This is a genomic window from Leisingera sp. MMG026 (assembly GCF_021654205.1).
GTDB lineage: Bacteria > Pseudomonadota > Alphaproteobacteria > Rhodobacterales > Rhodobacteraceae > Leisingera.
Genome location: NZ_JAKFZM010000044.1, coordinates 1 through 12,194, shown reverse-complemented (window position 1 = coordinate 12,194; position 12,194 = coordinate 1). Strand labels below are relative to the sequence as shown.

The 12,194-nt window shown below is 62.4% G+C and carries 14 protein-coding genes and 1 pseudogene; 12 read left to right on the top strand and 3 right to left on the bottom strand.

Features of this window, described 5'->3' with window-relative positions; genetic code table 11:
- Positions 1-9 precede the first annotated feature (9 nt).
- On the bottom strand, positions 10-291 hold the full coding sequence (locus tag L1069_RS19170) for a sulfatase-like hydrolase/transferase (protein WP_237456743.1): 282 nt from the start codon (positions 289-291) through the stop codon (positions 10-12).
- A gap of 190 nt (positions 292-481) precedes the next feature.
- Between L1069_RS19170 and L1069_RS19165 the strand changes: the two genes are divergently transcribed.
- Together L1069_RS19165 and L1069_RS19160 are read left to right on the top strand one after the other, a co-directional pair.
- Positions 482-1,684, top strand: coding sequence for a GTP-binding protein (locus tag L1069_RS19165; RefSeq protein ID WP_237456742.1), 1,203 nt, complete (start codon positions 482-484; stop codon positions 1,682-1,684).
- Entirely contained in the window at positions 1,677-1,946 is a 270-nt protein-coding gene (locus tag L1069_RS19160; RefSeq protein ID WP_129371957.1) for a DUF6525 family protein, read from the top strand. The genes L1069_RS19165 and L1069_RS19160 overlap by 8 nt, the downstream gene beginning before the upstream one ends.
- A gap of 49 nt (positions 1,947-1,995) precedes the next feature.
- Here L1069_RS19160 and L1069_RS19155 read toward each other — a convergent pair whose 3' ends face one another.
- On the bottom strand, positions 1,996-2,376 hold the full coding sequence (locus L1069_RS19155) for a helix-turn-helix domain-containing protein (protein ID WP_129371956.1): 381 nt from the start codon (positions 2,374-2,376) through the stop codon (positions 1,996-1,998).
- A 124-nt stretch (positions 2,377-2,500) separates the two neighbouring features.
- On the opposite strand from L1069_RS19155, the gene L1069_RS19150 reads away from it, so the two are divergent.
- From L1069_RS19150 to L1069_RS19110, 10 genes and pseudogenes are all read left to right on the top strand, one after another.
- Positions 2,501-3,142 carry an NAD(P)H-dependent oxidoreductase gene (locus L1069_RS19150; protein WP_129371955.1) on the top strand — a complete coding sequence of 214 codons (642 nt, stop codon included), beginning with the start codon at positions 2,501-2,503 and terminating at the stop codon, positions 3,140-3,142.
- Between the two features lie 276 nt (positions 3,143-3,418).
- Positions 3,419-5,101, top strand: coding sequence for a 30S ribosomal protein S1 (rpsA, locus tag L1069_RS19145; protein ID WP_129371954.1), 1,683 nt, complete (start codon positions 3,419-3,421; stop codon positions 5,099-5,101).
- Between the two features lie 386 nt (positions 5,102-5,487).
- A pseudogene (locus tag L1069_RS19140) lies at positions 5,488-6,521 on the top strand (IS110 family transposase).
- Positions 6,522-6,777: 256 nt separating this feature from the next.
- Positions 6,778-7,182 (top strand): TonB-dependent receptor, encoded by a 405-nt coding sequence (locus L1069_RS24305; protein ID WP_343328072.1) that lies wholly within the window; start codon positions 6,778-6,780, stop codon positions 7,180-7,182.
- Between the two features lie 42 nt (positions 7,183-7,224).
- A complete protein-coding gene (locus L1069_RS24300) occupies positions 7,225-7,461 on the top strand; it encodes a hypothetical protein (RefSeq protein WP_343328071.1) in 237 nt (78 codons plus the stop codon).
- 3 nt (positions 7,462-7,464) lie between these two features.
- The gene (locus L1069_RS19130; RefSeq protein ID WP_237456741.1) at positions 7,465-8,301 is read left to right on the top strand and encodes an ABC transporter substrate-binding protein; all 837 of its coding nucleotides are present in this window, start codon (positions 7,465-7,467) and stop codon (positions 8,299-8,301) included.
- Positions 8,298-9,293: an iron ABC transporter permease gene (locus L1069_RS19125; RefSeq protein ID WP_237456740.1), complete on the top strand. Its 996-nt coding sequence runs from the start codon at positions 8,298-8,300 to the stop codon at positions 9,291-9,293. Before L1069_RS19130 ends, L1069_RS19125 begins: the two co-directional genes overlap by 4 nt.
- Positions 9,290-10,045: an ABC transporter ATP-binding protein gene (locus tag L1069_RS19120; protein ID WP_237456739.1), complete on the top strand. Its 756-nt coding sequence runs from the start codon at positions 9,290-9,292 to the stop codon at positions 10,043-10,045. Before L1069_RS19125 ends, L1069_RS19120 begins: the two co-directional genes overlap by 4 nt.
- Positions 10,045-10,701, top strand: a complete 657-nt coding sequence (locus L1069_RS19115; RefSeq protein WP_237456738.1) for an adenosylcobinamide amidohydrolase — start codon at positions 10,045-10,047, stop codon at positions 10,699-10,701. The genes L1069_RS19120 and L1069_RS19115 overlap by 1 nt, the downstream gene beginning before the upstream one ends.
- Positions 10,694-11,695: a hypothetical protein gene (locus L1069_RS19110; RefSeq protein ID WP_237456737.1), complete on the top strand. Its 1,002-nt coding sequence runs from the start codon at positions 10,694-10,696 to the stop codon at positions 11,693-11,695. The genes L1069_RS19115 and L1069_RS19110 overlap by 8 nt, the downstream gene beginning before the upstream one ends.
- A 178-nt stretch (positions 11,696-11,873) precedes the next feature.
- Here L1069_RS19110 and L1069_RS19105 read toward each other — a convergent pair whose 3' ends face one another.
- A complete protein-coding gene (locus L1069_RS19105) occupies positions 11,874-12,095 on the bottom strand; it encodes a hypothetical protein (RefSeq protein WP_237456736.1) in 222 nt (73 codons plus the stop codon).
- Between the last annotated feature and the right edge of the window lie 99 nt (positions 12,096-12,194).

The following is a 12,194-nucleotide window of genomic DNA, read 5'->3' as shown; positions in this document are numbered from 1 at the left end:
TTCACGAGCCTAGGGAAAGGCCGGATCGTCAGCAAGCACTACAGCGGCGATCCGGCGGCGCTGGCCGGCATAGGCGCGGGCATTGACCTCTTCCGGATCGCAGGTCGCCCGCAGCCGCCGCCCGTGCCGGCACGCACATGGGGAGGGCGTATAGGTCGAGGTGAGCATCGTGCCGCGTGCGGCCAGCGCATCCGGGTTCGGGGTTTTCACAATCGGATGGCCGGCGCAGCCCATCGCATCCTTGCGGTGCTCGCCGGAGATGATGACAAGGAAATTCAGTTGCTGGCTCATATTGTGCCCGCGTTTGACTGCCGGTCCAGACTGCAAGCGAAACAAAGCAGCCGAATGCCGTTTTGCGTTATCCGGAAAGCGGAGTACACCCATTGGCCATGGCCTGTCTGCTGGTTCCAGGGTTGCGGATTGCGATACAGGCTGCTATCCAGCCTGTGATTTGTTATGATATAACATATGGAGGTTCCGCATGACAGATAAGAGGCTGCCGGTTACGGTCCTGTCCGGCTTTTTGGGGGCGGGCAAGACCACGCTCTTGAACCACGTCCTGAACAATCGCGCGGGCCGCAAGGTTGCGGTGATCGTCAATGACATGAGCGAAGTGAACATCGACGCAGACCTGGTGCGCGGCGGCTCCGAACTGTCGCGGCAGGACGAAAAACTGGTTGAGATGACCAACGGCTGCATCTGCTGCACCCTGCGCGATGACCTGCTGCAGGAGGTGCGCCGCCTCGCGGGGGAGGGGCGCTTTGACTATCTGTTGATCGAAAGCACCGGGATTGCCGAACCCTTGCCGGTGGCCGCAACGTTTGATTTCCGGGATGCCGATGGCGCCAGCCTGTCGGATGTTGCCCGGCTGGATACGATGGTGACGGTGGTCGATGCGGTGAACCTGTTGCAGGATTTCAGCAGCCACGATTTTCTCAGCGACCGCGGCGAAAGCCTGGGCGAGGAAGACGACCGTACATTGGTCAACCTGCTGACCGACCAGATCGAGTTCGCCAATGTCATTATCCTGAACAAAGTGTCGGATGCGGGGCCGGATCAGACCGCCGCAGCCATGGCCGTCATCAAGGCGCTGAACCCGGATGCCGAAGTTATCCACGCGGATCATTCCAAGGTGGACGGTAATAGGATCTTTAACACCGGCCGGTTCGATTTCGACCGCGCGCATGAGCACCCGCTCTGGGCCAAGGAACTCTACGGGTTTGGTCACCACGTGCCGGAGACCGAGGAATACGGCATTTCCTCCTTTGTCTACCGCGCCCGGCGGCCTTTTGATCCCGCCCGGATCCACGCGGTGCTGAACGGCGATCTGCCCGGCGTGATCCGGGCCAAAGGGCATTTCTGGCTGGCAACACGTCCCGAATGGGCTGCTGAGTTTTCGCTGGCCGGGGCAATTTCCTCGGTCCGGCCGCTGGGGTTGTGGTGGGCCGCTGTGCCAACAGACCGCTGGCCAACCCATCCCGAAGCCCGGCGCGAGTTTCTGCAGAACTGGGATGAAACCTGGGGCGACCGCCGCCAGGAACTGGTGTTTATCGGGGCGGGCCTGGACAAGAACGCGATCACCGCCTGTCTGGACGCTTGCCTGATGCCGGAACCCGCAGGCGGCTTCGATCCGGCTTGGGAGGCCCTGGACGATCCTTTCCCGGGCTGGCGCCGCAATGGCTGACGGCAAGGCAGGCCGGAACCTGAATTCCGGCCTGAAACGCCGGCGCCGGGCAGGGGACCCGATGCAGGCCTATGACGCATTGCCGCCCGGGCTGCGGCGCTGGCTGGCCTCTGCCTGCCTGCCTTGGAGTCCGGCATCGGCCCTGAAGATCTGGAATAATGCGGGCGGCAGCAAGGATCCCGGTGCCGCCGCGACCCGGCTGAACGCCGCGGAACAGTCCCTAATGCGGCGCGATGCCGGGGTCTGGAATATCCGCAAGTAGCAAACCCTCGCGGTAGGCACTGATCCGGGTACCCTGCCATTCAGCGCCATCAGGCGGATTTTTTTTCCGCCTCCGCAGCCGCATCGAACTCTGCCCGTGCGGCATCGATCACCGGCAAATGCTCCAGCGCCCAAAGCCCCAGCGCACGTAATGGCTCGCGGAACGACTCTCCCAGAGGTGTCAGCGCGTATTCCACCTTGGGCGGGATCGTCGGGTAATAGGTGCGGCTGACCAGCCCGTCGCGTTCCAGGCTGCGCAGGGTCAGGCTCAGCATCCGCTGGGATATCCCCAGGTTCCGCTTCAGTTCATTGAACCGCAGCACCCCGTATTGCGCCAGCGAGATCACCACCAGCACGCTCCAGCGGTCTCCGACCCGCGACAGCACCTCGTTTATGCGGCTGCAGTCCGGGCATTTGGCGGCGTCTGCCATGGCGGTTCCTTCCGTGTTACCGGGGCTCAAACCTGTGCCTTCTTGCGCCCCTTCCGGTACCCCTTATATAGCCAGTCACAAATGTATACCACCCCTGGCAGTCTGCCGAGAAAGGACCCAAGACATGAGCAAGAGCACCCTGATCGAGAAACTGAACTGGCGCTACGCAACCAAGAAGATGGACCCGGCCAAACCTGTGCCGCAGGAAAAGGTCGAGCAGATCATCGAGGCGATCCGCATGGCGCCGACTTCCTCGGGCACCCAGCCGTTTGAGGTGTTTGTCATCACCAACCCCGAAATCCGCGCGCAGATCCGCCCGCACGCCTGGGATCAGGCCCAGATCACCGACGGTTCGCACCTTCTGGTCTTTGCCGCCTGGGACAACTACTCGGAAGACCGTATCGACGCCGTCACCCGCCAGATGACCGAGGAGCGCGGCGAGATCCCGATGCTGAACCAGTACTATGATAACCTCAAGGCGACCTATCTGCCGCGTGAAGAGCGCACCAACCACGACCACGCTGCCCGCCAGGCCTATATCGCGCTGGGCTTCGCCCTTGCCGCCGCCGCCGAACTGGAGGTCGACAGCACGCCGATGGAAGGCTTCACGCCGGAAAAAATCGACGAAATCCTGGGGCTCAAGGACCGTGGCCTGCGCTCGGTCCTGCTCTTGCCGCTTGGCACCCGCGCCGAAGAAGGCGACTGGCTCCTGCCGATGAAAAAGGTCCGCAAATCCCGCGACACCATCGTGACCGAAATCGCCTGAGGCGTGAACAATGCGGCAAGCGGCAATCCAGGCCGCCTGCCGCAGCTCTGATCAGCTTCCTCTTGCACGCACCCGGGAATCCGCCTATACGCGCGCTGTCGGTACAAGGGCGGTCAACGTCCGGATGACACATCTGAGCAGGGCTGGGGCACACCTCGGCCCTTTGTGTTTGTTTGATCAGATGTGATCCGGGCCACGTCCTGTGCGGCTGAACCAAGACCGGCGGAGACAACCGCATGGCCAGAAAAACCGTATGAAAAGGAAATCTGAGACCTCATGGCTCAAAACGTATCAATGGAGGATTTCGAAGCCCTCCTGAATGAAAGCTTCGAAATGGACACTCCGGACGAGGGTTCGGTTGTCAAAGGCAAAGTACTGGCAATCGAAGCTGGTCAGGCCATCATCGACGTCGGCTACAAAATGGAAGGCCGCGTTGATCTGAAAGAATTCGCAAATCCCGGCGAAGCTGCTGAAATCGCTGTCGGCGACGAAGTGGAAGTCTTCCTGCGCTCGGCTGAAAACGCCCGCGGCGAAGCCGTCATCTCGCGTGAGATGGCCCGCCGTGAAGAAGCCTGGGACCGCCTGGAAAAAGCATACGCAGACGATCAGCGCGTCGAAGGCGCGATCTTCGGCCGCGTCAAGGGCGGCTTCACTGTCGACCTGGGCGGCGCTGTTGCGTTCCTGCCCGGTAGCCAGGTTGACGTGCGCCCCGTGCGCGACGCGGGCCCCCTGATGGGTCTGAAGCAGCCGTTCCAGATCCTGAAAATGGACCGCCGCCGCGGCAACATCGTTGTCTCGCGCCGCGCCATCCTGGAAGAATCGCGTGCCGAACAGCGTGCCGAAGTCATCGGCAACCTGACCGAAGGCCAAGCGGTCGACGGTGTGGTCAAGAACATCACCGAATACGGTGCGTTTGTTGACCTGGGCGGCGTTGACGGCCTGCTGCACGTCACCGACATGGCATGGCGCCGTGTGAATCACCCCTCCGAGATCCTGTCGATCGGCGAAACCGTCAAGGTTCAGGTCATCAAGATCAACAAAGAGACCCACCGTATCTCCCTGGGCATGAAGCAGCTGCAGGAAGATCCGTGGGATCTGGTTGGCGCCAAGTACCCGCTGTCCTCGGTCCACAAGGGCCGTGTCACCAACATCACCGATTACGGTGCATTTGTTGAGCTGGAGCCGGGCGTCGAAGGTCTGGTTCACGTCTCCGAGATGTCCTGGACCAAGAAAAACGTCCACCCGGGCAAAATCGTCTCCACTTCCCAGGAAGTCGACGTCATGGTTCTGGAAATCGACGGTGCCAAGCGCCGCGTGTCCCTGGGCCTCAAGCAGACCATGCGCAACCCGTGGGAAGTCTTCTCCGAAGCCAACCCGGAAGGCACCGAGGTCGAAGGCGAAGTCAAGAACATCACCGAATTCGGTCTGTTCATTGGTCTCGACGGCGACATCGACGGCATGGTTCACCTCTCCGACCTCAGCTGGGACGAGCGCGGTGAAGATGCGATCCAGAACTACCGCAAGGGCGACATGGTTTCGGCCGTTGTTTCCGAAGTGGACGTCGACAAAGAGCGTATCTCGCTGTCGATCAAAGCTCTGGGCGGCGACAAGTTTGCAGAAGCAGTTGGCGGCGTGAAGCGCGGCTCGATCGTGACCGTGAACGTGACTGCGATCGAAGACGGCGGCATCGAAGTGGAATATGAGGGCATGAAGTCCTTCATCCGCCGCTCCGACCTGGCGCGCGACCGTGCCGACCAGCGCCCCGAGCGCTTCTCGGTTGGCGACAAGGTCGACGTCCGCGTCACCAACGTCGACTCCAAGACCCGTCGTCTGGGCCTGTCGATCAAGGCACGCGAGATTGCAGAAGAGAAAGAAGCAGTGGAACAGTATGGCTCCTCGGACTCCGGCGCATCGCTGGGCGACATCCTGGGCGCCGCACTGAAGTCGGGCGACGAGTAATCTCCCCGGCCTCACGGCTGCTGAAAACGAAAGCCCCGCAGGTGTCTGCGGGGCTTTTTTCTTGGGCGGGAGGGCTGGTTCGAGCCCATTGCGGAAGTGCCGGATTCTCGCGGCGCGCGTGCAGCACGACGGCCCGCTGCACTTCCGGAAACCGCCCGCTGCATGGCAGAAGGAAGTGCGGAGGGTTAGGCATGGTGCAGGGACGTTTTGGCGGGCAGTGCCCAAGGCGCGCAGACGCCTTTCCTTCACCGCGGCTGCAAGCAGACAGGGCAAGAGGAAACACTTTTGCCACTAATCGCAGGAAGTATGCGTAATTGGGCTACCTCTGTTTCGAGGTCGAGCTCCCGGTATGATCACAGGATAGCTGTGAACAAGGGAGAGAGATGATGGGGTACTTTGTTGGACTTGATGTGTCACTTCGGTCGTGCGCGCTTTGCGTTGTTGATACGAAGGGCCAGGTGGTTCTCGAACGCGAGCTGGCTTGCGAGGTCGATGCCATTGCAGCGTGCCTCTCTGATTTTGAGGTCCCGATAGAACGCATCGGTTTGGAAGCTGGTACGATGAGCCAACATCTTTACTTCGGACTGCAGGCTGCAGGTTTTGATGTGGTTTGCATGGAGGCGCGGCAGGTGAACGCAGCCCTGTCAGCGATGAGAAACAAGACCGATAAGAATGATGCCAGGGGCATCGCGCATGTTCTACGCACAGGCTGGTTCAGTCCGGTTCATATGAAGAGCCGAAAGGCTCGTGGCCTTCGTGCGCTGCTCAGCACACGCAAGGCGTTGCTTAAGAAGACGATGGATCTGGCAAATGAGACCCGTGGATTGTTGAAGATATTTGGCATCCGCCTGCCCAACACCGTTTCGCATGGCAGTTTTGATGGCATTGTGCGTCCTATCATCGAAATGGATGATGTTCTGGCACATGCCCTTGTGCCGCTGCTTGATGCCAGGGTGGCGCTGTATCAGCAATGTCTGGAGCTGGACCGGCGCGTAAAGCAGGCTGCCAGTCAGGATGAAGTTTGCCTGAGACTGATGACGGTTCCCGGAGTTGGCCCAATCGCAGCACTGACGTTTAAGGCAGCCGTCGATGATCCCACACGGTTCAAAAGATCCCGCACGGTGGGCGCCATTTTGGTCTTACTCCCCGGCGATACCAGTCAGGAGAGCACGACAACCCTGGCCGCATATCAAAGGCTGGTGACAGTGACGTCCGTGCTGCACTTTACGCAGCGGGCAATGCGCTGCTCATGCGAAGTATGGTGCAATCGCAGATTAAGTCTTGGGGAATGCGTTTGATGCGTACCAAGGGCCGACGCCGTGCCGTCGTTGCTGTGGCTCGAAAGTTGGCCGTTTTACTGCATCGCATGTGGGTCGACGGAACGGAATTTCGTCAGGAACGATTGGGGAGCACGGCATGACATAAATCGCCAAGTACCCAACCCTGACGGGGTCGTCCTCACCGGACGAGGTTTGTGGATAAAGCCGAAAAAGTTCGCTGCGCAATGGGACGCGCGCCAGAAAGTGGGGCTCTCCACAGCCGATCCAACACATACGTGCAGCGGTGCCATCTGAGCGTCAATCAGACTGCGAAGAGAAGTGTGACCCGGATGAGTGACAATGACCCAGAGAATAAAGAAAACGAGCTTGACCCAAACACCCAATTAGAGAAGCGGTGTGTGGCTGCACAGCTCCGCCGGGACAGGGATCGTGAACCAGTCTTACTTTGAGCTGTCTGCCAACAGTACATTTGGCGCCACCACCTACCTGGGCAATCCGAACTTGCAGCCGGAGGAAAACCGCAGCTTTGATTTCGGGGTAGAGGTGCCGTTCCTGCAAGGGCGCGGTCTGGTTGATGTGACCTATTTCGACGAGACGCTGACAGGAGAGATCGAGAGCTACATGGTGAACGCAACCACGTTCTCCTACCGCAATCAGGCAGGCGACAGCGAACGCAAAGGCGTTGAGCTGGCGGCAAGCCTGGATGCCACAGAAAACCTCTATCTGAACTTGTCCTACACCTATCTGGATGCCACCAACCCGGATGGTTCGGTTGAGGTTCGCCGTCCGGAGCACGAATAGCTGCTGAGCGCAACTCTGCAAACCTTCAACGGCCGCGGCTCTGTGACGACTGATGTCCGCCATGTAGCAGGCAACTGGGATACTCAGTTTTTCGGCTCTTTTGCTACTGCTGAACTGCCGGATTACACCACAGTCAACGTCTCGGCCCAGTATGACTTGACCGACAAAGTGGTGCTGACCGGGCGCATCACCAACCTGTTTGACGAAGAATACTCGGACGTCTGGGGCTACGCCAAGCGCGGCCGTGCCGCCTATATCGGCGTAAAGGCCGCGTTCTGACCCATGCGCAGGCTGCCCGGCATAGTCCTGGCTCTTTTGTGGGCCGCCACCGGTGCTTGTGCCGGGCCGTCGCGCGTGGTGTCGATGAACCTTTGCACTGACCAGCTGGCGATGCTGCTTGCGGCACCTGGCCAGCTGGCATCGGTCTCCTACATCGCGCGGGATGCCCGCGCTTCGGCCATGGCAGAGGAAGCCCTGGCCTATCCCATAAATCACGGGCTGGCTGAAGAGATCTACTTGCTGCAGCCCGATCTGGTGATTGCCGGCGCCTATTCGACACCGGCCACCACGGATATGCTGCGCCGTCTTGGCGTGCCGGTGGTGGTGTTCCAGCCTGCCAGCTCACTGCAGGATGTGCGCGCACGTATCCTGCAGATGGGTCAGGTTCTGGGCCGAGAAGAGGCGGCCCGCGCATTGCTGGCAGACTATGACCAGCGGCTGGAAAAGTTCGAGCAAGCCGGGCCGGAGGCACCACGCGCCGTGCTTTATGCCGCCAACGGGTTCACTTCCGGCAGCATGACCCTCGCGGGCCAAATCCTGCGCGCGGCGGGGCTGCGCAATATCGCGGATGAGCTGGGCTATGCGCACTCCGGTCATATGCCGCCGGAACTGCTGGCGTTGGCCGCGCCGGATCTGCTGATCGGAACCTCTCCCTATCCGAGCGGCTCGCGCAGCGAGGAAGTTCTGCTGCATCCGGCAGTGCGCCGCCTGGCGGGCCGCAGCGGTGCCGGGCAGATCCGCGATGCGGATTGGGTCTGCGGCACCCCGGATGTGCTGCGCGCGGTGGCGGCGCTGGCGGAGGAACGCCGCATTTTTCTGGAAAAGGAGAGCCGGGAATGACCCGTCTGATGCTGATGCTGATGCTGATGCTTACCACGGCCGTTCTGGCGTTGTTCCTGCTGTCGCTGACCGTGGGGCCTGCGGATGTGGACATCGGCGAAAGCCTCGCGGCCTTTTTTGACAACAGCTATGGCCCGCTGACGCTGGTGATGCGCGAAATCCGGCTGCCGCGGGCGCTGCTGGCGGTGATTATCGGTGGCGGGCTGGGGTTGGCGGGGGCCGCGATGCAGGGTTATCTGCGCAATCCGCTGGCGGAGCCGGGATTGATCGGCGTGTCCTCCTCGGCGGCGCTGGGGGCGGTTTTGGCGATCAACACCGGACTGGCGGCCAGCCTCACCCTGGGCCTGCCGCTGGCCGCTCTGGCCGGTGCTTTGGCGGGTGTGTTTCTGGTGATGGCGCTGGCCGGGCCGCAGGGCGGCTCGCTGACGCTGATCCTGGCAGGGATCGCGATTTCGGCGATGGCGGCGGCGCTCACCTCGCTGGTGCTGAACCTGTCGCCCAACCCCTTTGCCGCCAATGAGATCGTGTTCTGGATGATGGGATCGCTGGCGGATCGCTCAATGCTGCATGTCTGGCTGGTGCTGCCGTTTGCGCTGACCGGGGCCGCGATCCTGATGACGCTGTCGCGGGGTCTGGATGCGCTTACACTGGGCGAGGATGCGGCGCAGACCATGGGGATGAACCTGAACCGCATGCGGCTGCTGTTGGTGGTCGGGACTGCCGCCATTGCCGGCGGCGCCACTGCTGTGGCGGGCGCTATCGGCTTCATTGGCCTGGTGGTGCCGCATATCCTGCGCCCGCTGGTTGGCGGCCAGCCGTCGCGGCTGTTGTGGGCCTCGGCACTTGGCGGGGCCATCATGCTGCAACTGGCTGATATCGCTGTGCGGATCATCCTGCCGTCGCGGGATCTCAAACTGGGGGTGGTCACAGCGCTGGTTGGCGCGCCGCTGTTCCTGCACCTGATCTACAAGACGCGGAAAGGGCTGGCATGAGCGTGCTTTCGGTCCGGAACCTCGCTGTCACATTGCGGAACCGTCCGGTGCTCCGCGATGTTTCGTTTGAAATCCAGGCAGGTGAATTCGTCGGCCTGCTGGGGCCAAACGGCGCAGGCAAAAGCAGCCTGATGCGCGCGGCCCTGGGGCTGATTCCGGCGCAAGGGCACAGCTCGCTGGCAGCGATGAGCGCGGCGGAGCGCGCCCGCGCGGTGGCCTGGATGCCGCAATCACGCGAAATCGCCTGGCCGATCCCGGTGGAGCGGCTGGTGGCGCTTGGCCGCCTGCCGCATCTGCCGCAGGGGCTGCGGCTGCCGCCTGGCGATCAGGCGCTGGTCGATCAGTCGATTGGGCGCATGGGACTGGATCCGTTCCGCCAGCGTGCTGCATCGCGCCTCTCGGGCGGCGAGCAGGCCCGCGCGCTGATTGCCCGCGCGCTGGCGCAGGACACGCCGCTTTTGATGGCTGACGAGCCCGCCGCAGGGCTGGACCCGGCGCATCAGATCTCCACTATGGAGGTCTTTGCCAGCCTCGCTGCCGAAGGCCGCGCCGCGCTGGTCTCTCTGCATGACCTTGGGCTTGCTGCACGCCACTGCACCCGGCTGATCCTGCTGGCCGAAGGCGGAATACTGGCTGACGGTGCGCCCGCTGAGGTGCTGACACCGGCGCTGATGGCCCGCGCCTTTGGCATCTCGATCTGGCATGAGACCACGGCGCAAGGGCCGGTGTTCCAGCCACTGGAGGTGCTGTGATGAGTGCCGTCACTCTGGAGCGCCCCTGGATCGAGTTTGACCTGGGCGAGGAGATGCAGGTGCTGAGCTGGGCAGTGAACCGCCCCGGCTTGGTCACCGCCCGCCGCATCCTGTGGCGCGAAGTCCGCAACAGTGACCTGCCGCGGGATCTGGATGTTACCGAATGGTTTGCCGGTGAACTGGCACAGCGGGGTGGCGGGGATGCCGTGGCCTTTCTCACCTCGCGCGATGTGCGCCGCTACTGCGAAGCCATGGCTGAGGTGGAGGGCATCCAGGCCCATGCGGTAGCCACCGTCGGCCTGTCCAACGCCGAGCGGGTTGGGAGCCGGATGGACTACGCCGGCCGCAACTGGGGCACCATCAATGTCGCACTGCGCCTCTCCGAAGGGCTGACCCTCGCCGGGCTGATCGAAGCGATGAGCATTGCCGTCCAGGCCCGCACCGCGGCGGTGATGGACGCTGGCATCATTTTGCCAAGCGGAACCGCGACCGGCACCGGAACCGACTGCGTCGCGGTGGCCGCCCTGACCGGCGCAAACCCCTATGCAGGGCTGCACACCGCCACCGGCGAAGCCATCGGCAAAGCCGTTTACCAGGCCGTCCACACCGGCGCTCTGGAGTGGAAAACAACCAACAGGAGGGCAGCAGATGCCTAAGCTTCAACAAGTGCTGAAAGACGCGCTGATGCAGGAAGGCTGCGGTTGGAACATGGGGTCTTTTGGCGCCATAGGTGAGTTCCACCACGTCTATGGCGACCCGGCGCCGCAAGAACATGCCGGGCTTATGCAGGTCACGGACCGCGGCGGGGTGCGTATTGATACGCTGGAGGGCGTGCGCCCGGTGGCCTATGAGATCCTCAGCCCCAAACCGCACCGCTGGACCCAGGCGGTATCCCTGTGCCTGCCGCATGACGCCGCCGCGATGAACCAGCGCGATGTGCTGACCGCGCTTGGCCCCGACGAAGGCGCCCTGCGCGACGAAGACCGAGGTGCCTGGCTGTTCGATATGGGGTTGGGCCAGTTCCAGGCGGATTTCTGCATCCGCACCGCCGATCCGGAATTGCTGGAAGCGCTGACCGAAAACGCTGGCCGGTCGCTATTCGAGCACGGCAACCCGGCGATGGGTGCGATCCTGAAGCACCATCCGCATCGGGTGCTGCTGACCCGCCTTGGCCGGGTCGAAGTTTATCAAATGATCGGCGGTCCCGACACCGGTGGCAAATCCCCCGAAGGCCCGCACACCCATGTGCTGCCCAAGCTGCTGCGTGCCGAGCGTACCCATTCCGCCAACACCCCGATCCCCGAGGGCTGGGTGCCCTGTTGCGGCGTGCATCCGGAGAACCCGGTGAACAACCGGCTGGGCGAGGACAAGGTGTTCAACCGTGCCGCCTTTGATGCCTTTCAGGAGCTGCTGGGTGCTTGGGGCGCCGAAGCATATTGCCAGGGTAAGCAGGCGGTGTGGGAGCTGCTGAAGACAGAAACCCCCGCTGAGGATACCGAAGAGCCCTGCACCCGCGAAGGCCGGGCAGGCTGGCGCAATGGCATCCGGCAATGGCGGTTGCTGCACGGCCCCAGCCGCCTGAGCGAATCCTATGCCGAACGCTTTGACTGCGGCGCAGAGCAAACCGACCCGGAAAACCCGGGCCACTGACGGAGGCTGCGCTGTTCCTGTAGCGGGTGATTGCGCAGGCGGATGCCTGACGCAAATCGCGGGCGGAGGCCTGGATTGCTGAGTGGCGCGAGGGTCACACGGCGCCTAGCCACCGCAGGACGCACACCGCTGGACCGGGTGACGCTGTCTGCGGTACGGCCTGTTCTGAAGCCCGAATTCAATGCGGAGAGGGCAGAGAAGGAAAACCACCCGCACCGCCAAGGCGGAACTGGCCGTCCTCCGCCGCGGTCAGCACACGCGCCTCATCTGCAATTGCGCTGATCTCCCCCATTCGCGCCGGATCGCAACCCACCACGCGCGGAGACGCGTCGCCCACGAAATAGACCGCTTCAGGCCCGGTATAGGCGGTGTTCAATGGCAAGAAGATGCCGCCGGCCATCACTGTGCCCGGATACAGCTCGATCGCTTGTATTGTGGAACGTCACAAACCTTTGACTCTTTTGGCATCAAAACCTCTGCAAAGCCCGCTTTGTCTAGG